This is a genomic window from Flavobacterium gelatinilyticum, from assembly GCF_027111295.1.
In the GTDB taxonomy this organism is placed as follows: domain Bacteria; phylum Bacteroidota; class Bacteroidia; order Flavobacteriales; family Flavobacteriaceae; genus Flavobacterium; species Flavobacterium gelatinilyticum.
Map to the genome: position 1 here is coordinate 651,002 of NZ_CP114287.1, position 20,812 is coordinate 671,813.

The 20,812-nt window shown below is 37.7% G+C and carries 20 protein-coding genes; 9 read left to right on the forward strand and 11 right to left on the reverse strand.

Annotation, left to right across the window (positions count from 1 at the left end; genetic code table 11):
- Positions 1–39: 39 nt before the first annotated feature.
- The gene (locus OZP11_RS02785) at positions 40–720 is read right to left on the reverse strand and encodes a DinB family protein (protein WP_177209587.1); all 681 of its coding nucleotides are present in this window, start codon (positions 718–720) and stop codon (positions 40–42) included.
- Between the two features lie 140 nt (positions 721–860).
- Here OZP11_RS02785 and OZP11_RS02790 point away from each other — a divergent pair, with 140 nt between their 5' ends.
- The 3 genes from OZP11_RS02790 to OZP11_RS02800 all read left to right on the forward strand — a co-directional run bounded on the left by OZP11_RS02790 (position 861) and on the right by OZP11_RS02800 (position 3,669).
- Positions 861–1,847: a GlxA family transcriptional regulator gene (locus tag OZP11_RS02790; RefSeq protein WP_177209588.1), complete on the forward strand. Its 987-nt coding sequence runs from the start codon at positions 861–863 to the stop codon at positions 1,845–1,847.
- 503 nt (positions 1,848–2,350) lie between these two features.
- On the forward strand, positions 2,351–2,881 hold the full coding sequence (locus tag OZP11_RS02795) for an RNA polymerase sigma factor (protein ID WP_177209589.1): 531 nt from the start codon (positions 2,351–2,353) through the stop codon (positions 2,879–2,881).
- A complete protein-coding gene (locus tag OZP11_RS02800) occupies positions 2,881–3,669 on the forward strand; it encodes an anti-sigma factor (protein WP_281233717.1) in 789 nt (262 codons plus the stop codon). Before OZP11_RS02795 ends, OZP11_RS02800 begins: the two co-directional genes overlap by 1 nt.
- A gap of 863 nt (positions 3,670–4,532) precedes the next feature.
- Here OZP11_RS02800 and hemA read toward each other — a convergent pair.
- The 5 genes from hemA to OZP11_RS02825 all read right to left on the reverse strand — a co-directional run bounded on the left by hemA (position 4,533) and on the right by OZP11_RS02825 (position 8,527).
- Complete coding sequence (gene hemA, locus OZP11_RS02805; protein ID WP_177209591.1) at positions 4,533–5,837, reverse strand: glutamyl-tRNA reductase; 1,305 nt, start codon at positions 5,835–5,837, stop codon at positions 4,533–4,535.
- A gap of 253 nt (positions 5,838–6,090) precedes the next feature.
- Positions 6,091–6,684, reverse strand: coding sequence for a globin family protein (locus OZP11_RS02810; RefSeq protein ID WP_142452369.1), 594 nt, complete (start codon positions 6,682–6,684; stop codon positions 6,091–6,093).
- Positions 6,685–6,705: 21 nt separating this feature from the next.
- Positions 6,706–7,140 carry a hypothetical protein gene (locus OZP11_RS02815; RefSeq protein WP_177209592.1) on the reverse strand — a complete coding sequence of 145 codons (435 nt, stop codon included), beginning with the start codon at positions 7,138–7,140 and terminating at the stop codon, positions 6,706–6,708.
- Between the two features lie 130 nt (positions 7,141–7,270).
- Positions 7,271–8,110, reverse strand: coding sequence for a DUF5777 family beta-barrel protein (locus tag OZP11_RS02820; RefSeq protein WP_177209593.1), 840 nt, complete (start codon positions 8,108–8,110; stop codon positions 7,271–7,273).
- Positions 8,111–8,137: 27 nt separating this feature from the next.
- Positions 8,138–8,527 carry an OB-fold protein gene (locus OZP11_RS02825; RefSeq protein ID WP_177209594.1) on the reverse strand — a complete coding sequence of 130 codons (390 nt, stop codon included), beginning with the start codon at positions 8,525–8,527 and terminating at the stop codon, positions 8,138–8,140.
- Between the two features lie 171 nt (positions 8,528–8,698).
- Here OZP11_RS02825 and OZP11_RS02830 point away from each other — a divergent pair, with 171 nt between their 5' ends.
- The 6 genes from OZP11_RS02830 (at position 8,699) to OZP11_RS02855 (ending at position 12,986) form a co-directional block, all read left to right on the forward strand.
- Positions 8,699–9,067 carry a hypothetical protein gene (locus OZP11_RS02830; protein WP_177209595.1) on the forward strand — a complete coding sequence of 123 codons (369 nt, stop codon included), beginning with the start codon at positions 8,699–8,701 and terminating at the stop codon, positions 9,065–9,067.
- 14 nt (positions 9,068–9,081) lie between these two features.
- Complete coding sequence (locus tag OZP11_RS02835) at positions 9,082–9,621, forward strand: YceI family protein (protein WP_177209596.1); 540 nt, start codon at positions 9,082–9,084, stop codon at positions 9,619–9,621.
- A gap of 47 nt (positions 9,622–9,668) precedes the next feature.
- Positions 9,669–10,220, forward strand: a complete 552-nt coding sequence (locus tag OZP11_RS02840; protein ID WP_177209597.1) for a YceI family protein — start codon at positions 9,669–9,671, stop codon at positions 10,218–10,220.
- 48 nt (positions 10,221–10,268) lie between these two features.
- The gene (locus OZP11_RS02845) at positions 10,269–11,162 is read left to right on the forward strand and encodes an AraC family transcriptional regulator (protein ID WP_281233718.1); all 894 of its coding nucleotides are present in this window, start codon (positions 10,269–10,271) and stop codon (positions 11,160–11,162) included.
- Between the two features lie 108 nt (positions 11,163–11,270).
- Positions 11,271–12,284, forward strand: coding sequence for a ferrochelatase (gene hemH, locus OZP11_RS02850; RefSeq protein WP_177209599.1), 1,014 nt, complete (start codon positions 11,271–11,273; stop codon positions 12,282–12,284).
- A 147-nt stretch (positions 12,285–12,431) separates the two neighbouring features.
- Positions 12,432–12,986: a fasciclin domain-containing protein gene (locus OZP11_RS02855; protein ID WP_177209600.1), complete on the forward strand. Its 555-nt coding sequence runs from the start codon at positions 12,432–12,434 to the stop codon at positions 12,984–12,986.
- A gap of 877 nt (positions 12,987–13,863) precedes the next feature.
- Here OZP11_RS02855 and OZP11_RS02860 read toward each other — a convergent pair.
- From OZP11_RS02860 to OZP11_RS02880, 5 genes are all read right to left on the reverse strand, one after another.
- Positions 13,864–14,109 (reverse strand): hypothetical protein, encoded by a 246-nt coding sequence (locus OZP11_RS02860; protein WP_177209601.1) that lies wholly within the window; start codon positions 14,107–14,109, stop codon positions 13,864–13,866.
- 274 nt (positions 14,110–14,383) lie between these two features.
- Positions 14,384–15,874, reverse strand: a complete 1,491-nt coding sequence (locus OZP11_RS02865) for a DUF1254 domain-containing protein (RefSeq protein ID WP_281233719.1) — start codon at positions 15,872–15,874, stop codon at positions 14,384–14,386.
- 15 nt (positions 15,875–15,889) lie between these two features.
- Positions 15,890–17,344, reverse strand: a complete 1,455-nt coding sequence (locus OZP11_RS02870) for a DUF1254 domain-containing protein (protein ID WP_281233720.1) — start codon at positions 17,342–17,344, stop codon at positions 15,890–15,892.
- 567 nt (positions 17,345–17,911) lie between these two features.
- Positions 17,912–19,846 (reverse strand): OmpA family protein, encoded by a 1,935-nt coding sequence (locus OZP11_RS02875; protein ID WP_281233721.1) that lies wholly within the window; start codon positions 19,844–19,846, stop codon positions 17,912–17,914.
- A gap of 14 nt (positions 19,847–19,860) precedes the next feature.
- On the reverse strand, positions 19,861–20,778 hold the full coding sequence (locus tag OZP11_RS02880; protein WP_229355295.1) for a PorP/SprF family type IX secretion system membrane protein: 918 nt from the start codon (positions 20,776–20,778) through the stop codon (positions 19,861–19,863).
- Positions 20,779–20,812 lie beyond the last annotated feature (34 nt).

The following is a 20,812-nucleotide window of genomic DNA, read 5'->3' on the forward strand; positions in this document are numbered from 1 at the left end:
CTGTCAATCCTAATTTAATCTGGCTTGGTTTCAGTATTATTATTTCTTTGGAAAATCAATATTAGCTTTTATCTCCTCAATTTGCTGTGTATGCCTATTACTGTGGGCCGAAATGAGCAGTATGAATTGATACGCATCATAGGTGCCGATAGGAAGCACAGATACATGGTTTCGTAAGTCTTCTCTTGTGCTTTTAACAAAAGTGATCAATTTTTCACGGTTCTCTTTAAAAGAAGCAAGCGCCTCCGCCATTGTTTTATGATTCGAATTTGCCGGTTCTAAAGCCTGGAATGTTTTTGATTTTTGCGAGCGATCTTCCACGGCCTTGATTAATTGCTGATCCGTAAATTTAATTCCTTCTCTTTTTTCGGGGTTTGCCGGATGCTTTAATGATTCTTCGATCATCGCCCAAAGTACTTTTTCTGCAGCAGCAATATGTTTGACACAATCTTCCACACTCCATTTGTCGGCAGCAGGCTTAAATGTTGATTGTTCCCCGTTCAGGCTTTTTACTGCATCAAAAACCCCTGATTCGGTTTCTTTTAAAAATTGAACAGCATAATCCCTTTCCTGAGCCGTAAGAAGATTTTTTTCAGTTTTAACAGGTGTTGTTCTCATAGTCGTTGCTTTTATTTGATTAGCATTTATTTGCTGGGCATTACATGTATAACCGCTAAGGCTGATAAAAGCCAGTGTAAAAAAGGTAACTGTGTTTTTCATAAATTAAATATTTAGTTTTTTATAGGAACATTGAATAACAAATGTACTGTCCAAATTACGTTTTTAAAGGGTGTTATTCAGACAATTTAACGGGTTGATTTGGACAGCATAAAGTTTTATCTTTACGCAAAGCAGTATTTATGAAAAACTTAACCATACTTGTTCCTGACGGCGAAAATAACCTGAGCAGCATTGTTGGCGCCTATAAGATTTTTACGCGGGCTAACAACTATCAGAAAGAAATTGGAAAAAGAGAAATTTTCAACATTGAACTGGCAGGGATTTCAGACGAAGTCGGGTTCTATGGCGGATTGTTTACTGCAAGACCGCACAAAAATATAGCAGAAATCAGCAAAACCGACCTTGTTATTATACCATCGTTAAACCATAATTATCAGCAGGCTATTAAAGTTAATGGCCAATTGATAGATTGGTTAGGAAAACAATATCGATATGGAGCCAGCATTGCCAGTATATGTACCGGAGCTTACCTTTTGGCAGCATCAGGATTACTGGACGGTAAGAGTTGTTCTACCCATTGGTCAGCTGCAAATGAACTAAAGCAGCGCTATCCTAAAGTCAATCTACAAACCGATCAGCTGATCACAGATGAAAAGGGAATTTATACCAATGGCGGGGCTTATTCTTTCCTGAACCTTATCCTTTATCTGGTGGAGAAATATTACGACAGACAAACTGCCATTTTTTGTTCCAAGGTTTTCCAGATTGATATAGGCAGGCAAAATCAGTCAACTTTTATTATTTTCGAGGGACAAAAAACACATAGCGATGAACTGGTTAAAAAAGCACAGGTATATATGGAAAGCAAACCGGAAGAAAAGATCTCAATTGAACATCTGGCCGCCAGTCTTGCCATTGGCAGGCGCAACTTTGACCGTCGCTTTATAAAAGCTACTGGTAATACGCCAACAGAATATCTGCAAAGGATAAAAGTAGAAGCTGCTAAAAAATCTTTCGAAACAAGCCGCAGGACTATTAATGAAATTATGTACGAGGTGGGTTATTCAGACCTTAAAGCCTTCCGGGAGGTGTTTAGGAAAATTACAGGGCTGTCGCCATTAGAATATCGGAACAAATACAATAAAGATGTAATGCAGGGCGGATAACTCTAAATTCAACTAACTAAACTGGGTATGCTTCTTTTTGCCACAAAAAGGTAATGTTGGCTGTCTGCTTCTAATAAATCATAAAAGAAATATCTTATTTAAAATCATTTGTGAAATCAAATATTTTTTTTCAGTGCCTAGCGGGGCATCCAAACCGAAATACTAAAAAATATAGAGACATCTTCTACTTCCAGTAAGGGCCAATCTCATTTAGAAAATTATTCATCATCTCAACCATTAGTTGAATCTTAAGTTCTAATAAATGATATTAATAATTGCCGCTCGACAGAGGTTAAAAATTGACTTATTCCTGTTTATGGAAATAGAAAAAGCAACGGTGCAAGAGAAGAACATCCTCACAGCTTACCCCTCGAAAATTGGCATTTTGAAAGTGATACCCTTTATTTCTGCTTTTAGACTATTTACGTAAAAATAAATTACCTTTATCCGGCATTACCACTTTATAAGAAATTAAAATTTATTTAAGCTTTAAATCCAATCCTATGAGCCAAGAAGAATTATTGGTATTAATCCGCAAAAAAGATGAAAGAGCTTTCACCCATCTCTACGATATGTACTCAAAAAGCTTATTTTCGGTCATAAATGTTCTGGTAAAAAACCGGGAAGAAGCCGAAGATGTCCTGCAGGAAGTCTTTGTAAAAATCTGGAAGAACATCGATACATACAGCGAAAGCAAGGGCCGGTTCTACACCTGGATCCTTAATATTGCAAGGAATACATCTATTGACAAGCTGCGATCCAAAAATTTCAACAACACCCAAAAAAACCTTTCCTCGGATAATTTCGTAAATCTATTAGATGATAGCAACAAGCTCACAAACAGAATTGATTCTATAGGAATTCAGGAATTCGTAAAAAAACTGAAACCTAAATGTATCGAGATTATTGATTTGCTATTCTTTAAGGGATATACCCAACAGGAAGCATCGGAAGAGCTTGCCATGCCGCTGGGCACTATCAAAACACAAAACAGAAACTGTATCAACGATTTAAGAAATTATTTAAAGATATAATGGAAGATAAGCAATATATTGAATCAGGCATTTTAGAACTTTACGTTTACGGCCTGCTGACAGAAAAAGAGAACCTGGAAATTGCCGAACTGGCCAGAGAAAACCCCGAGGTTGAAAGTGAAATCATTTCTATAGAAAAAGCTGTTTCGGTCTTATCATCAAGCTTCTCACCTTTCCATTCGGTTGCCAATTTCGAGAAAACAAAAGCGCGTTTAGAGCTTAACCATGGTAAAGTTGTCAATATAAAATCACCATCAAACCGTTCGCAGTACTTGAGCTGGGCGGCTGCCGTATTACTACTCTTAGGTTTTGGATATCAGACTTTAGAACTGGCAAAATCTAAACAGGCAGTCTCTGAGGCTGGAGGCGAAAAAAATAAAATTGAAAGAGAATATGCTTTTTTAGACCAGCAGAATAAACAGAGTGAGAAAAACCTGAGCATTGTGAGAGACATTAAAAACACAAGCGTTACTCTGGGCGGACAATCAGTATCTCCGGCATCATTTGCAAAAGTGTACTGGAACAAAGAAACAAAAACGACTTATATCGACGCGGCAGGTCTGCCAAACCCTCCAAAAGGAATGGTTTACCAGGTTTGGTCTTTAAAACTAAGTCCGGTGCTTACACCAACAAGTATTGGTCTGCTGGATAATTTTGAAGCAAACTCTCAAAAAATCTTCGCCGTAAGCCAAACCGATTCCGCTGAGGCTTTTGGCATCACGCTGGAACCTGCAGGGGGAAGCCTTACACCTACAATGGAGCAGCTTTATACTTTAGGAAAAGTCTAATTCTATAAAAAGTCCAAACTAAAAAGCGCATATTGATCCTATTCAATATGCGCTTTTTGGGATTCAATACTATACTCTGGCGGAACTTTATCCAAACCCCTTAGTCGTAGTAAAAAAATCTAAAATCATCGTCAAATTTTGATTTGAATAGTTTCTCATGATAATAGTTTAAATTTGTGCAGCCAAAGTAGAATTTTAATGCCTGGTTTCAATAATTAGATCCTTTCGACTGATACTTTATTTGATTAAAAAGTTTAAGCTTAAGTTTTTTTAGTGTTTAACCCTTAAAGATGCTTATAAACTGTTTTTGACTAATAATTTCAAATAATCATCTTCCCAATCCACTTGAAAAATAAGATAAATTAAAGCTTAGCGTAAGTTAAAAGTTAACAGGATTCGAACACCAAAAATGGAATAGCCTACATCCTCCTTTTTTTTAAATTTCTATTAATTGAAATAATGAAAACCTATTAAAAATGGTTGACTATTTATCATTTATTGAATTTTCCGCTCTCATTCTCTGATTATCAATTGTTGCTCAGCTGAGAAAGAAAATTAGTTTACTGCTCAAGCTGGCAAGCCGGCCTGCCTTTTTTAAAATGGCTTAATGATCTCAGGTTATTTATAGTAAAAAAGCTAATTATAAAATTAATTAATAATCATATAATTATCATCAAATTAATTAGTATAACTTTACCAAATGAGGAATTGATTACTCCCATGCAGAATTAAGTAAACATTTTTTGGAAGATTATGTTTATGGACAAGCCCGTCGCAGCGTGCAGCGCAGCTGACGGGTTCTATTTTTGTATCACTTGCTTCAGAACTTTGCTGTAGGTTTGAAACTGCAGCTGATTAAGCATTTATGACAGATTGATTTTGTATTTTTCTTCTATTGGTGAAAAAGCCTTATTCGGTGCAAGTTCTCCTATCTGAAATACTTTTTCAATAAATTCAATACTTTGATCTACTGAAGTATTTTCATTTTTTAAGTGGGCTGCAAAATGGTTTGTTAATTTTTGAATAATTCTTGAACTGATTAAATCCATCTGTGCATCATCAAAATGGGTTGTTTTCTTTTTTTGAAAAGTAAATTCTGCTGATACAATATCATTTAGCTTGGATTTTAAGGCATGAATAGTCGGAGCACATTTTCGGCCGTTCACCCAGGTATTCAGTTCTAATTTCAGATCATCAATAATGGCTTCCGCAGCAGGAATATGCTGTTTTCTCTTTTCTAGCGTGTCATCAGTAATTTGAGATAAATCATCCAGATGTATCAAAGTTACACCGGGGATTTCTTCTACATTGGTATCTACATTGCGAGGGATGGATAAATCCAAGATCAATAAGGGTTTCTGTAAAGCAAGCGATGTTTTGTCAATAGTCGGATTTTGTGCTCCTGTAGCTACAACCAGCACATCGGCCTGTTGCAGTTCCTGTTTTAAATCAGCATAATCTTTTACAATAACATTCAGCTTGCTAGCCAGTAACTCGGCTTTGTTTTTTGTTCTGTTTATAAGGGCAATATGGCTGTTTTTAGTATGTTTTACTAAGTTTTCGCACGTATTTCTTCCTATTTTCCCCGTTCCGAATAACAAAATATTTTTGTTTCCAATATCCGCCACATTTCGGATAATATACTGCACTGATGCAAAAGAAACTGAAGTTGCACCAGAAGAAATTTTCGTCTCCGTTTTAACTTTTTTGCTCGCCTGAATAACTGTATTTACCAACCGGTCCAGAAATGTATTGACCAAACCTTCCCGTTTACTATTGTTAAAGGCGGTTTTAATCTGGCTGATGATTTCAAAATCACCCAGAATCTGACTGTCTAAACCTGTTCCTACCCGAAACATGTGGCTGACAGCTTCTTGATTCTTATAGATATAAGCAGCCTGCCGAAATTCTTCTACAGATCCATTGCTATTTTCGCAAAGCAGTTTGATGAGTTCATAAGGATGATGGGCAAAACCATAAATTTCAGTTCTATTGCAGGTAGAAGTAACTATTAATGATTCTATACCTTCCGCTTTGGCCTGCATCAATAAATCAGATTGCGCTTTAGTATCTAAACTAAATTTTCCTCTAATTGCTGCATCTGCTTTCTTATAGCTTAACCCTAATGCGTAAAAAGTAGTGGATCTGGACATATTAAAATTTTCCATATTTATGCTCTGCTTAAAAAGTTCAAAAAAATATTACTAACTAATTTATATATAACAACGCCAGAAGGATTTAATATATCTCTGGGAAGTAAATGGATTCAAATTGGCAATTTTATATAATTCATGCCATTATACAAGAAATCTGAGTTTCAAAATATTTATGTACTGATTGTATAATATTAAGAGTCCGGCACTGCAAATAGTAATGAAATATAAAACGCTGCCTTAATAAGGCAGCGTTTTGAGAAGAAAATTATTTTTGAACTATAGGAGTTCTCAATGATTCCAATACAGCAACGATATCAGTATAAAGTTCTGTATTTGAAGCAACACCGTTTGCATTGGCCGCAGCCCCTACATACCCTTCGAATTTTGTATAATCCGCACTGCTGGATTTTGTCCCCATACGAGGATTTTTTGCAGGATCATGAGCAGCAACCATGTTCAAACCAGAATATGTATTTACAGCATTGGTGCCTCCCGTGTTAAATGAAAAGAAATCAGTCAGATTATCTGATAATTTAGCAATATTGGTAGACTGGGTAGTTCCAGTTTCTGCCAACAAAGGGGCAAAATGTGCCTGCAGGTTTCCTGCAGCATTCGATTGAACGTCAGCAACAATTAATCCTATAGCTGAATTTACGACTTTTCGGAAACTCAAACGTCCCTGCTCGATCATCTGACCTGAATTATCGGGATCGGCAACCATTTTAGTCCCGCCTAAGCGTTCATAGATTGATGCCTTTACAGGAGGTGCTGGGGTTTCGTCGTCATTACTGCTGCAGGAAATCATAGCTGCAGATGCAGCAAGTAATACACTAAGTGTAAGTTTTGAATAAATTTTCATAAATTTAAAGGTATTAAAGGGTTAATTAAAAAAACGATTTATCTTTTGAGACAGTCTATAGCTCAAACTATTTTGATTCATGGGGCAGACTTCTTTGTTTGCTAAATTGGCTGGTAAAATATAACGCTGGGCATCATAACGTCCTTTAGCCATCAACTCTTTGAAAACTTTCTCAGAGTTTGTAATTTTATTGTTGTGGAAGTACACCACAACATTTCTTTTAACGATGATAGAGTCTGATGTCAGGCCTTTTATGCTTCTAAGGTCGGCACAGATTTTTCTGGCCTGCAGAGAATCGATATCTGATTTAAAATCGATTCTGCTTACCTGAAGATTTGGCGTATCATAAACCGGTGGTTTGGCCGTTATGATATGAAAAAGCAAAATCGCGACAAACAGCCCAAATATCCCACTAAGTATAAAGATTCCTCTTTTGATTATTTTATTAGTTTTCATAGTTCTTTTAAGTTTTTAAAATTATCTACGTGTACTTCATCGCTGCGGTTTTAGAAATAATTGAAAATCGATCAATTTAGAATCATTTTAAATACAGAAATTACCTAATAATTTAATTATAAAGCAGATACTAGAAAACCCTGGCAAGATTGAATCCAAAAAATATATCTCCTTTTGTCCAGTCGCCAGTGGTTCTTCCCAGATACCCAGCCTCATCAATTGCCTGTGAACTGGTAAAATGCATTTGGAAAACATGTCCGCCGGTTTCTAAATCAAAACCTATAGATAATGGATTTTTATAAAGAGAATTTGGCGCCCTGTTTAAATGCGCCGCATAATCCATATTTAAGGACCAGCGCTTAGCGAATTTATATCTTCCTCCAAATCCTATGGCATATTGGGAATTGCTTTGGTCTACGTCATCAACAAAGTTTTGATGAAAGAATGACGGCACAATTTCTAAAGACAGCTTTTCAGAGAATTTTCTGGAAATCAGCAGCTGCGCAACATACGTAAGCCTGTCTTTAAATTGAAGTTTAGGATACAGGCTTTCTTTTAATGTATTGTTGATAGACAAACTATTAAAGCCGGCGATAGTAACAGGAAAACCGTCCTTTATTTGAGGAAGCAACATATACTTTGTCGCAAAATCATAAGCAAATTCACTTCTGGCGGCACTTACGTTGAGTTCATTTGTTACACCGTAAATAAATTTAATCTGCGTATTGGCATTATCGAGTCCATAGAAACCTTCAAAGCCATCTTTAATAGAGCCGAATCGGTGTGCAACAACAAAATACAAATCGCCTTTTGCGGCCAATTTAGTAGATTCGAGATTAACGATTTTTAAGGCTTTGAATGCAGATGTCACTTTTTCTTTTGCAGAAGGAGTTTCTACTCCAGACAATAAATCGGTTTGGGAGAAGGTTAAGAGCGGAAATAAAAAAAATAATAGAATAAAGTTTTTCATGAGGTTAGTTTTAAATTGTTATTTGTATTAGTGTACAACTGAAGATTGGTCTATTTTAAATTCCTGGAGCAATTCGTCATATCCTAAAAAACGCCCTTTAATTTTTAGGGTTTTTCCAGATATAATATTTTGCGGCAAACGGTTTTTGAATGTCACAAATACTTTTTCGCTCATAACAATTCCATTATTGGCTTTATCAATACTTGTTACTCGTGCAGATAGTTCAATTGTTTTGTCCTGATATTTGATGTAAGCCAGAGAGTCGTTTGAAGTAAACTCTCTTTCTAGTTCGTTAACGGTTACAACATAATCGGCAGTTTCTGATTCTATATTTCTATGCCCTTTGTAGATGTAGAGGCATGCGGAAATTCCGATTATTATAAAAAGGAAAATTGTAATTAGTATTTTTTTTCTCATAACTGGTTTTTAGTATTTCAAATTATCTACGTTAAAAAATACCTATTGGATTTAAATCATTAAATATGCCTCTTGCCAAATCTGTATTATTCTTTTCAACGTATATAATTTTGAAATGCCTGATGATCCTTAAAAAAATCATGTATTTATTTATAACTAAAAACCAATCTTATGAATTTAAAAACCCTTTTGGCCATCTCATCATTAGCTTCAATCTTTGTAAGCTGTGCCAACGATGATCCAAGTACTTTAATTGACTCTACACCAATTAATGGTTTGGCAACATACAGCCAAAATGTAAAATCTATTATTGATAATAACTGTGTTGTATGCCATGCGGCAGTTCCTAAAAATGGAGCGCCGATGTCTTTAGTTACTTATGAACAGGTTAAAAATGCAGTTTTAAATCGAGGATTGCTTACACGAATTTCTTTAGAAAATGGAGATAGTTCCTTAATGCCACAGGGTGGCCCAAGATTGCCTCAAGCGACTATTGACATTATAAATAAATGGAATCAGGATGGATTATTAGAACAATAATCCAGAACAAGAAAATGAAGAAAATCATAATTATGCCAATGCTATTGGCTTCTTTTATTGTTTTTTCACAAGAGAAAATAGTAACCAAATCAGCAACAATAACCCTTGAAGCTTCAGTTCCCTCTTTTCAGCCGGTTGTGGGAACTAACAGCAGCGTAACTTTTGTTTTAAATCCCGTAACAGGAGAAGTAGCAAGTCTGGCTTTAATGAAAGGATTTGAATTTGAAATGGCATTAATGGAAGAACATTTTAATGAAAATTACATGGAAACCGATAAATATCCAAAAGCTATTTTTAGAGGGCAAATAGAAGGATTCGACATTAAAAATCTAACTGAAGATTATAAAGATTATATCATAAAAGGAAAATTAGAAGTACATGGAAAATCCAAGGATATAAGTGCCAGTGCAAAAATTACAAGATCGGGTTCCAGAGTCACCCTTATATCTGATTTTGAAATAAATGCAAGTGATTTTAACATTCCAATTCCAGCGCTTATTAAATATAAACTGGATAATAAAGTCAAAATTCAAATTATTGCAGTTTTAAAATAAGACTGCGCAAAAGTAGAATGATTTTATAAAAAAATAAAGGCGAAATAATGAAAAAAACAATACTTATTGCAATGCTGTGTGTTTGCGCCATTGGCGTATCACAAGAAAAAATGGTCAGTAAATCGGCAAAAGTTACTTTTGAAGCTTCCGTTGCTTCTTTTGAAGAAGTTAAAGCAGTAAATCGGAATGTTACTTTTGTTTTGAATCCAGCAACAGGAGAGATTGCAAGTTTAGCCCTGATGAAAGGTTTCCAGTTTAAGGTTGCTTTAATGGAAGAACACTTTAATGAAAATTACATCGAAAGTGACCAATATCCAAAAGCCGTATTTAAAGGAAAAATAGAAGGATTTGATCTTCAAAGTTTAAGCGCAGATGCTAAGGATTTTATCATTAAAGGCAAATTAGAACTTCACGGTAAATCCAGGGATATAAATACAGCTGCAAAGATAAGCAGATCACCATCAGGGGTTAGCATTTCATGTAATTTCAGCGTAAATGCCAGTGATTTTAATATTGAAATCCCAAATTTGGTTAAAAGCAAGCTTTCCAATAAAATAAATATCCAGGTTGCCGCAGTCTTAGGGGCAAATAGGCAATAACCGCCTAAACACTATCTTGAAAAGTCAATAATTTTTTATATCAAATAAATGCAGGAAGAAATACAAATTGAGCAAGGCCTTACCCTTATCCGTTTCCAGAACGAGAGTTCAGAATCTTTTTTTGCACAGCACGAAATAGGTGCCGGCCTGATACAGTTTCATTTCGGACTAAAAGGCAATGCATTTTTTTTGTCCAGTCAGGATCATTGCACTTTAGAATTGAAAGAGGAAAAATCACTGATTTTGTGCAATCTGCAGCAATCATTGCTTCAATTAGAGCTTTCTCCAAATTCATGGGTGATTTCAGTTATTGTTTCGATTGAGAAATTTCACTCATTATTTTCCGTTAAAACAGATTATATTACTATTTTAAGCCCCGATAATAAGAAAAAAAAGGATTATACCGAAGGGAACATTAGTCCTTCGATGGCTATTGTTTTGAGACAGTTGTTTCATTATAGCCTTCATCCCTCCCTAAAGAACCTTTATTATAAAGGAAAAGTATACGAATTGTTGAGTTTGTATTTCAATAAAATGGAAGATCCAAACGCAGGACAATGTCCATTTTTGATTGATGAAGATAACGTGCTGAAAATCAGAAAAGCCAGAGAAATCATTATCGCCAATATGGCCGAACCACCGGGATTACAGCAATTGGCAGATGAAATTGGACTGAACATGAAAAAATTAAAAATAGGTTTCAAACAAATTTACGGAGATACGGTTTATGGTTTTCTGTTTGATTACAAAATGGATTTCGCCAGAAAACTGCTTGACAGCGGTTCCTACAATGTAAATGAAGTGGGGCTTAAAATAGGTTACAGCACCGGAAGCCACTTTATTGTGGGATTCAGGAAAAAATTTTCCACAACTCCAAAGAAATACCTGATGTCTGTTACTACCAACTTTAAAACATCGTCGATTTTATTACAGCATAAATAAAAAATAATATTTTTCCTTTTTCTAAAAGGCAGCCAATACTATTTTTAGCATCAATTTAAACAACAAATACTTAAAGCCTGAAGCTTAAAGTAAAAAGCAAAAAAAAAAATGAAAGGTGTATTATTAGTAAATTTAGGATCTCCCGAAAGCCCGACACCAAAAGATGTAAAGCCCTATTTAGATGAATTTTTAATGGATAAATATGTGATCGATGTTCCGTATTTACTAAGAGCTTTATTAGTCCGAGGCATCATCTTAAGAAAAAGACCCGAAGAATCGGCACATGCTTATGCAAAAATCTGGTGGGATGAAGGTTCTCCCCTTGTGGTGCTTTCAGAAAGAATGCAGAAAAAAGTACAGCCTTTGGTAAACGTTCCGGTTTCTTTGGCAATGCGTTACGGAAGTATGACTATCGAGAAAGGACTGCAGGAACTGCACGTAAAAGGAGTTACAGAAGTACTGCTTTTTCCGCTGTATCCGCAATATGCAATGGCTTCAACATTAACTATTTTGGTTAAAGCAGAAGAAATCCGCAAGAAGAAATTTCCACAAATGACTTTTACCGATGTTCCTGCGTTTTACAATAAACCGGATTATATAAGGAATCTGGCGGATTCCATTCAGAAACATTTAGCCGGATTTCAATACGATCATTTGTTATTCTCGTATCACGGAATCCCGGAACGTCACATCCGCAAAACAGATGTAACCAAATCCCATTGCAAAATTGACGGGTCCTGCTGCATGACACCTTCGCCGGCACATAATTTTTGTTATCGTCACCAATGTTATCAAACCACAAAGCAAGTCGTACAATTATTAGGTCTTCCCGAGGATAAATACAGCTTAACTTTCCAGTCGCGACTAGCTGGAGATAAATGGCTTGAGCCTTACACTGATATTGAAATTGATAAAATGCCGGCAAAAGGAATTAAAAATCTGGCCGTTGTAACACCTGCTTTCGTTTCGGATTGTTTAGAAACGCTCGAAGAAATCGCCATGCGCGCCAAAGAAGATTTTGAGATAAATGGAGGAGAAAATTTCCTGGCTATTCCCTGTTTGAATGACGACCAGAACTGGTGCCAGACTGTTAGCAACTGGATTAATGACTGGGCTGAATAATGCTAAAATAGCAATAGGGAATATTGGAGCTTTCATTATTACTATATCAATTCGTCCCTTGTATTAATTTTAATTTATTTTTTTACCTCTTTTAAAACCAAAAAGAATATTAAAGCGTAAATGACTTTATAACTTAAAAAAGTAATTATGAAAACTAGAAAATTTTTAGCAGCAGCAATCCTGGCATTGGGATTTGGATTGACATCATTTGCACAAAAAACAGTAATGGTTGGCGGAGCAGCTATGTATCCTAATAAAAATATTATAGAAAATGCGGTAAACTCAAAGGATCATACCACCTTGGTAGCAGCAGTAAAAGCAGCAGGATTAGTTGAAACTTTACAAGGTAAAGGGCCATTTACTGTTTTTGCACCAACAAATGAAGCATTTAGTAAATTGCCGGCTGGAACTGTTGAAACATTATTGAAACCTGAGAATATTAAATCATTACAAACTATATTGACATATCATGTAGTGGCCGGTAAAATGAATAGTTCTGATATTGCAAAAGCAATAAAAGCTGGTAAAGGAAAAGCTTCTTTAAAAACAGTTAGCGGCGGAACTCTAACTGCCTGGATGGATGGAAAAGATTTGTACATTAGTGACGAGAGCGGCTATAAGGCTAAAGTTACAATTTCAGATGTAAATCAATCTAATGGTGTCATACATGTAGTGGACACAGTACTGCTTCCAAAAATGTAGTTTGCTGAAAATAAATTACAACTATATAAAAAGCCCTGAAATTTCAGGGCTTTTTATATAGTTACTATGCAATACAACAGTAATAGTCTATTGTATAAGAGTTTTTGATTACCATTTTATTGCCACCTCAGGACTTTAAATACTTTGTACCTGATATTTCTTTTTTTCCAAAAAATTAAGGCAGTCTCTTTTTACTTTGAGTAAAATAACATATAAAACTAAATATATTTCTGCTTCAATCCCCAACAGGACATCCAAACCAAGTTCTTAGTGCAGCTAAAAGACAGTGCCTACTTCCAGTACGCCAATCTCTTCAAATCCTCCATAAAATGGTGTGTAATCTGTCCTTTAGGGATCACAAAGCCAAATGGCGCCAATTGAAGCCAAATGGCACCATTTTTTTATTTATACTAGTAAAACGCTGACTTTATTTCATTTTTGCTATTATTTTTTCTAATTACTTCAATTTCGAAAATGAAATCTCACATTAAAACTGTTTAATAATTCATCATTATTTGTATTTTCCGCTCATTTTTTCAAATATAACTGCTGCTTGAGTGTAGTAACTAATTTACTCATTGCCTCAACCATCTCCCATAGCTTTAATCCCAAATAGCTGCTTTAAATTCTCCAATGACAAACTAGGCAAACCTAGCCCCGATAGAAGTGCAAATCCTTTTGAGCCGGAGTTCGGTTCAAAAGATTGAAACGCATAGCGGGAATAGCTCCCTAAAACATATAATAACTGGAACCTACTAATATTTCATCCGGCTAAAAAATTAATTACCGCAACCCCAAAAAACGCAGGATCTTTGATAAAAGCAAAAAGCCCGCCGGCCTGACTGCCGGCGGGCTCTGGTTTATACAGACATTTTGATTATTTGATGCTGATCGTGTCCAGAAGGTTTTCCTGATCTATGAAAGCGGCAATGTACTGCCGGGCTTCATTTCGTTTATCTATGGCAGTTTCAAAGGTATTGATATGGAACTCCTCGTCCTGGTCCAGGATATGGATGATCTCGGTATATCCTTTTGAAACCAGGCTTCCTTTGAGTCTGAGGATCGTATGCTGCTGGCGGGCATCCAAATCTTTTCTCACCTGTAGTTGTATCGCTTTTTCCATTGTGAAAGATCTGTTGGTTTTTATGTCATATTTTATTCAAATTTAGTGATTTTGATTGTACGCAGATCTGCTGATGCGTCAAAAAAATGGGAGTCCGAAAAATGAAAACCTTGCAAGGCCCATACAGCAGATTTTTCATCTGTTTTAAATTTGCGGCAAATAGTTGGCGTATGCTGTTCTTAAAACAAAAACGTAGAAAAAAGAGCCAGGGCACGTTTAAGTCATAAATATAATATCAAACCCAAACTGCTTTCAAAGCTACAATCTCAAAGCATCATTCAACTTTTATTACTGCCGGCGGAGTCCATTTTCCATTTACTACTTCCTGCTTTGGCCAGTAAGTGCGAAGATAAAGGGAAAAATCCCCCTTTTCCACTGCAGGAAGCCAGTTGTTCTGCCTTTTTGCCTCAGTTGGCGCTGACTGGACATAAATCGTGAGCGAACCGTCCGGATTATATGCCATTGTCTTGTTCTTTGTCCCCAATGAATATCTGTTGAGCTTGTTGATTTCAAAAAAGTGATGCTCGTTATATAATGTAAGTGACCAAAATCCATTAACAGGAGGCAGCTGCCCTTTGGCAAAAGTAATTTTATATTTGTTCGAGCTGTTCAATCGGCCTCCTTCTGAATCCAGATCCTGATAAAAGTAGCGTGTTTCATTTGGGGCATTGACCAGGATATTGGATTTGGCTACTGCAGTGCGCGTAAAATAATCCGTGCCCCACGAGGCGCCGTTCGCTACCCCTGACCAGTGAAACGGCAATTGTATCCCCCAGCTGCGGAATTCCATTAAAGGTTTTATTACCTGACGCTCTGTCTCAAGCGCTGCATCGATCATCGCCTGTTTTAGTTTTGGGTCTTTCTTTGCGGCTTCCACTACAGCAAGTATCTGCTTGTATTTCGCCTCCTCGCCTGGCAGTGGCTTTGCATCTGCCAGCACAAGAGGCAGCTCGTCAAAGAATGTCTGGGGGTTTACCCATACCGCTTCTTCTTTTCCTCCTTCGCCTCCGGGAAGTTTTTTGATATTGGCCCAATCGATGGTTTTCATTTTGCCGTCATAATCAGACAAGGGATACATAACCACTGATTTGAGTACCTCCTGAATTGCTTTTCGGTCTTCTTTTGTGTCATCAAGAAAAACACGGGGCCCCACGAGTCCAGTATTGGTTGACGAACGGAAAACTTTTATTATTCCCTTAGGCACCTCTCCTTTCCAGTCCGGTCCTGCCAATAAATAAAATCCCGGCTTATTGTCGTACATCTTTCCCAATTTTGCGAAACTTTCGGTGCGCAGATCAACTATCTGGTAGACCCAAAAACGTTTGCCAAAATCAGGCACTTGCACCACAACCGGCGATTGGTCCAAAGCAAGGCATCCAATACCGTAAACCACATCCTGGTTCGGGCAGGCTATGGCACGTTCTGTCGGTATCACATAATCGGTAAGCATTGTAAACTGATTCAGCGGAGCCATAAGCAGAGGTCCTGACAAGGCCAGCTCTTTTACATCCTTGAAAGCCATGCGGCGGTTGTACATGTTTACCAGCGGCCATGCCCAAAAATAGGCCTCTTTAGCGGCCAAAGCGGCATACTCTTGAGTAATTTTTACATTGGTGTCGGGACCCGTTGGCAGCTGGCGTGCTGCCTGGGCTGGCGTTAGGCTGTCAATCCCTTTAGAATTTGATGCTTCCGCATCACTGTTTTTATTTTGGTTGCATGCCGTCAAGGCTGCAATCAAAATCACGCAGATGAGTTTCTTTTCCATAAGTTTAGCAATTGATTATTTAACCTCTTCTATATCTCCAAGTTTCCATACCCTCTCGAAAAAAGGTTTTTCCGGGCCGTAAATCCTGAATAATACTTCAAATTTTCCTTTAGGGTCCGTTGGAATCCAATTTGATTCTTTGCCTGCAGGAGATTTTGGGCCAAAGTAAATATCAACCGAGCCATCTGTATTCTTTTGGATCTCTGTCGCATTCGATGCTCTGCTTGCACGCGGCAGATTTTTGATAAGGCAATGTGTTGTACGGTCGTAGACTGTTGCCGACCAGTATTGCTTGGTTGGTACATTTGCAGGCACGTGGAGCATATAGGTTTTATCGCCGTCAAGCGCGCGGCCTTCCTTGTCTTTTCCTGCAATAAGATATATTTGTGCTGTACCCAGGCGTTTTATGCCTACATAACCGATTGAATAGGTCAGTGCTCGGGCATCTGTAGGATAAATATCAGATTCCGCATATCCCGAAGATCCCGCCTTGACGAGTTCCGGCATTGCGGGAACAGCCCATTTTGCATCAGGATTTATCGGCGGAAACCCCTTTTCAAGCATTGCTTCCAAATAGTCATGCGCACTTTTTGCCGCTGCATTCAGAATCTCGGTGGTTCGTGCATCAGGGTTATAGGCTTTCCCTTTTTCAATGCCTATGCTTTTTAGTTTATCAATCATCGCCTTATCGCGCACCAGTATAGGCTGGCTTTGCACAATGCGGTCAAGGGAGATGAAAAACCGGCTGTTGTAGGGGATGACGGAATTGTAAAGCACATCTTTCACGTCTGTATATTTTGTTTGGCCGGGATTTTTGGCTTTGGCAAGCGGATATAGTTTTAGCTGTTTGCCGTAATTGACGGCATTCACTATATCGGCATCACTGTGGCTGGGCAGGTTGGAGCGGAACAATCCATACCCCTCATAGGTATCGGCTTTCAGTACAATGTATCCTTTAGGAATATTTTCCTTATAGTCAGGCGGCAGTATCAGATATTTGCCGCCTGCGCCCTTGTCTGCCCCGTAAGGTCCTGCATCTTCAAGGGGCATCTGCCAGATATTGTCAATATTGGCGGCAAAGGAGCCTTTTTTTGCCGCAGGGACATCTATGACTATTGGCCCGGCATCCTTTGTGTTGAAAAAAAACATAAAGTAAATCGCGTCGGGATTTGGCGTTAATGTCTGATTATGCCAGTCTACGGGTTTTGACCAAAATATGATCTCATTTTGTTTCCCTTTGGTGCTGCCCAGCATTGCCTGAAGCATAAGGTCATAATTAACGGCAGGTATCCCCCATACTAAAGCTTCGATTGCGCGCTGGTAAACAATCTGTTCCTTGATGCTGGCAGGTTTGAATTCTGCCGAAACAGCACCCTCAATATCGGCTTTCTCACCGGAATTTGCTGATGGTGTTTGGTTGCATGACGTCAATAGCAGGACAAATGAAAAGACAAAAAGACTTTTTTTCATAATATATCGAATTTTAGCAGTTATATATCTTCTTCCTTAGTTATACATCCTTCATATAAAAAAGGAAACTATTAAATAATTTGTAGTGCCATTAAAAAAAATCCCTCTGATGTGGCTATTAAAATACTAAGCTTTATGAATTCTTTAAATGCATAACATATAACACTACATATCAAATAATTACATAAAAATAAACAAAATTCCTACAACTTTTATTTTTCCTTTTATTTTTTTATCTGCCTTATTAAATTGAACGGAACTGCAGAATATTACTGTCCAATTTGATGTGCTGCCGAGACAAAAAAAGGTTTATTCCTCAGAATCGGAACGCAGGTTTTAATACATAAGTAGAAGTCTCATCGACAGCGATTTCAGGTGTAAAGTTCATATCCTGCTTTGCTCTTGCAATTAGTCATACGCAAAGAAAATCTAAAAAATGCCGCAATGTTTCAATTCAACAAAACCATTGAAAATTGGACCAGATGCTTTCTGCCGGGATCATATTTTTTTTAAAAATAGGTGTTTTCTGTTTTCTTCTGACCAGTCGAAGCATATTGGTTTTGCTGTTTACAGAGCGGTTACTATAAATTGGCTTCTTCTGTTTTTCTGATGTTCCTCTTCACCGCATATCACCCCATCTGCACACTTATTGACAAGCTGGGTCTCTCCATATCCTTTTCCTGTTAAACGATTTTTGTCCACTCCATTTTTTATGAGCCAGTTTATAGTTGATTTCACTCTTCGGTCAGACAGAGAGTAGTTATATGACCCCGTCGCCCTGCTGTCGGTATGGGAGCGAATATCGAGTTTCATTGTTGGATGCTGATTCAAGACATCCAGAATTTTTTCAAGATCGAATACTGCATCAGAACGGATATCAGACTTATCGAGATCGAAGTAAATCATTTTGATTCCAAAGCATTTTCCCAAGTCGTCCCCTACTGCAACTTTGCATAGCGATTTATCTAATGCGATTGGCAGATTGGTTTTTCCGGCAGCTTTTCCAATAGTTATATTTAACTCTTTTGTTGCGTAATCCGGTTTTTCGGCTCTTACATTATAGGTTTTGCCGCATTCTGCAGAAAAACTGTACTGCCCCGATGTATTGGAAACCGTTGAGTTTATAATTTTTTGATTTTCGTATAAAGTCACTTTTGTTTCTGGAAGCACAGCACCGTTTTCTGAATCTGTTATGGCGCCATATAATTCCTGCAGGCATTTTAACCTTCTTGTTTCCAGAAATTTATAGATATCATCAGAACCTTGCCCACCGTCTTTATTGGAACTGAAATATCCTTTTCTGGAAACGGGATCAATGATATAAGCGAAATCATCTTTAGGTGAATTGATATCATTGCCAAGGTTCCGAATACCGCTTATGGTTCCGTTGTCTTCAATCTGTCCCACAAATACATCGAGTCCGCCCAGTCCGGGATAACCGTCTGAGGCAAAATAGATTTCGTTTTCGCTGGTTGCGTAGGGAAAGGTTTCTTTTCCTTCAGTATTGATGCCTTTCCCTAGATTAATAGGCGTCCCAAAACTGCCGTTTCCGTTAATGCTGACTTTGTAAATATCCGACTGTCCAAAAGTACCCGGCATATCGGATGCAAAATACAGCGTTTTTTCATCCGGGCTCAGCGAAGGATGTGCCGTGCTGTAATTATCGCTTGTAAAGGGAAGCGCTGTTACTTTTATCCATTTTCCGTTTTCAAGTCTGGCCTGGTAAATCCTTACCAGCGTAATTTTACCAGCGTCTTTGCCTTTTTTGCCGTTGGCATAATTGTTTCGGGTAAAATAAACCGTTTTTCCGTCTTTGGTAAAAACAGGAGATGATTCGTGAAAACGACTGTTGATCTCCGATTTGATTTTATTTACTTTTAACGCGCCGCCGCTTTGGGCATCAAGATCGGCACTGTAGATATTGGTGAAGTATTCTCCGGTCCATTTGTGCTTTCGCTGCGAGAAATTCCCTGTATCTCTGGCCGAGGCAAAGTATATTTTACTATCGTAGACAAAACTTCCGTAATCCGAATATTTCGAATTGATGCCGGCATCTTCAATCTTGTAGCGGCCTGAATTGGCTCTTATTTCATCCAGATAATGGGCATCATCATTATAGCGCCCTGCTCTGGAATCGTTTTTGTATCTTGCGATGAATTCATTCATGATTAAAGTGGCTTTATCCACCTGCCCTTCTGCTTTTAAAGACTGTGCGTATCTGTAATAATATTCGGCCTCGGGCGAAGCGTTTAATGCGAATAACTCTCCGTACCATTTGGCTGCTCCCTCAAACTCAGAATTGAAATAATAGGAATTTCCGAGCCTCTTAAACAGATCTTCAGACTTGTATCCCTTGTCGGCTACTCTTTCATAGGTTTTTATGGCATCGATATAGGCATAGCCATCGTATTTTTTATCCCCCGATTTCAATTTGGAATCTTGGGCATAGCTGTCAAATGAAAAACAGATTATCGTTAAGGCGAAAAGTATATAATTTTTCATAATCATTTGTTTTTTTAGAAGAAACGGGGAGTTGTCATTTTGCCATGATTTTTAAAGAATTCATAACGTAGGAATATCTCGTGCGATCCTGAATTATAATTGTTCAGTTTTGTGGTTTCACGATCATATCCATAACCTACATACAATCCGTCAGTGATCTGAAATCCAGCCATTGCGCTTAATGAGGCGCTCCATCTGTAGGCAGCTCCGATTACAAATCTGTCAATAAACATAAAATTGGCAGAAATATCAACCTGAAGCGGCGCTCCTTCTACCATTTTGGCCAGTATAGCAGGTTTGAATTTATAATACTGGTACTTATCAAGATTAAGGACATAGCCCCCCATTAAATAATAATTGATTTTGTCCTTATAAATGGCAACATCATTATCATCGTACCTGTTGGTTTCGATAAAATTAGGAACCGAAAGCCCTATATAAGCCTTGTCAGAATGCCAGTAAACCCCTGCTCCCACATTGGGAGAAAACTTGTTCTGAAGGTCTTGAAACTGCGGGTCTCCCTGATCGGCGGGATTTAGTTTATTGATATCCAGATTGAATATATTGGCAGTTCCTTTTATCCCAAAAGAGAGCTTGAAATCAGCTGAAGTCCGAACAGTATAGGATATGTCTGCCGATATATCGTTCTGGTTGGTCGGTCCGATTTTGTCGTTTACAAGCGACAGCCCTACCCCTAGATTGCTGTTGTTGATTGGCGTATTGATCGAGAAGCTGCTTGTCTGGGGCGCTCCATCTAAGCCAACCCACTGGGTGCGGTATAATCCAAAAATACTTAAAGCGCCTCGTGATCCCGCATACGCTGGATTGATATTGATCGTATTGTACATATACTGCGTAAATTGGGAATCCTGCTGGCAGTATCCTGCAATTGCCGTCAAAATCAAAACGAACGAAAAAAACTTTGTTTTCATATGTCTTTAGATTATAAAAGGGATAAAAGCTCCC

Bases quoted from the DNA above. Each gene is read 5' to 3' on its own strand.
- OZP11_RS02785 (WP_177209587.1), bottom strand. From the start codon at position 720: ATGAAAAACACAGTTACCTTTTTTACACTGGCTTTTATCAGCCTTAGC.
- OZP11_RS02790 (WP_177209588.1), top strand. From the start codon at position 861: ATGAAAAACTTAACCATACTTGTTCCTGACGGCGAAAATAACCTGAGC.
- OZP11_RS02795 (WP_177209589.1), top strand. From the start codon at position 2,351: ATGAGCCAAGAAGAATTATTGGTATTAATCCGCAAAAAAGATGAAAGA.
- OZP11_RS02800 (WP_281233717.1), top strand. From the start codon at position 2,881: ATGGAAGATAAGCAATATATTGAATCAGGCATTTTAGAACTTTACGTT.
- hemA (WP_177209591.1), bottom strand. From the start codon at position 5,837: ATGGAAAATTTTAATATGTCCAGATCCACTACTTTTTACGCATTAGGG.
- OZP11_RS02810 (WP_142452369.1), bottom strand. From the start codon at position 6,684: ATGAAAATTTATTCAAAACTTACACTTAGTGTATTACTTGCTGCATCT.
- OZP11_RS02815 (WP_177209592.1), bottom strand. From the start codon at position 7,140: ATGAAAACTAATAAAATAATCAAAAGAGGAATCTTTATACTTAGTGGG.
- OZP11_RS02820 (WP_177209593.1), bottom strand. From the start codon at position 8,110: ATGAAAAACTTTATTCTATTATTTTTTTTATTTCCGCTCTTAACCTTC.
- OZP11_RS02825 (WP_177209594.1), bottom strand. From the start codon at position 8,527: ATGAGAAAAAAAATACTAATTACAATTTTCCTTTTTATAATAATCGGA.
- OZP11_RS02830 (WP_177209595.1), top strand. From the start codon at position 8,699: ATGAATTTAAAAACCCTTTTGGCCATCTCATCATTAGCTTCAATCTTT.
- OZP11_RS02835 (WP_177209596.1), top strand. From the start codon at position 9,082: ATGAAGAAAATCATAATTATGCCAATGCTATTGGCTTCTTTTATTGTT.
- OZP11_RS02840 (WP_177209597.1), top strand. From the start codon at position 9,669: ATGAAAAAAACAATACTTATTGCAATGCTGTGTGTTTGCGCCATTGGC.
- OZP11_RS02845 (WP_281233718.1), top strand. From the start codon at position 10,269: ATGCAGGAAGAAATACAAATTGAGCAAGGCCTTACCCTTATCCGTTTC.
- hemH (WP_177209599.1), top strand. From the start codon at position 11,271: ATGAAAGGTGTATTATTAGTAAATTTAGGATCTCCCGAAAGCCCGACA.
- OZP11_RS02855 (WP_177209600.1), top strand. From the start codon at position 12,432: ATGAAAACTAGAAAATTTTTAGCAGCAGCAATCCTGGCATTGGGATTT.
- OZP11_RS02860 (WP_177209601.1), bottom strand. From the start codon at position 14,109: ATGGAAAAAGCGATACAACTACAGGTGAGAAAAGATTTGGATGCCCGC.
- OZP11_RS02865 (WP_281233719.1), bottom strand. From the start codon at position 15,874: ATGGAAAAGAAACTCATCTGCGTGATTTTGATTGCAGCCTTGACGGCA.
- OZP11_RS02870 (WP_281233720.1), bottom strand. From the start codon at position 17,344: ATGAAAAAAAGTCTTTTTGTCTTTTCATTTGTCCTGCTATTGACGTCA.
- OZP11_RS02875 (WP_281233721.1), bottom strand. From the start codon at position 19,846: ATGAAAAATTATATACTTTTCGCCTTAACGATAATCTGTTTTTCATTT.
- OZP11_RS02880 (WP_229355295.1), bottom strand. From the start codon at position 20,778: ATGAAAACAAAGTTTTTTTCGTTCGTTTTGATTTTGACGGCAATTGCA.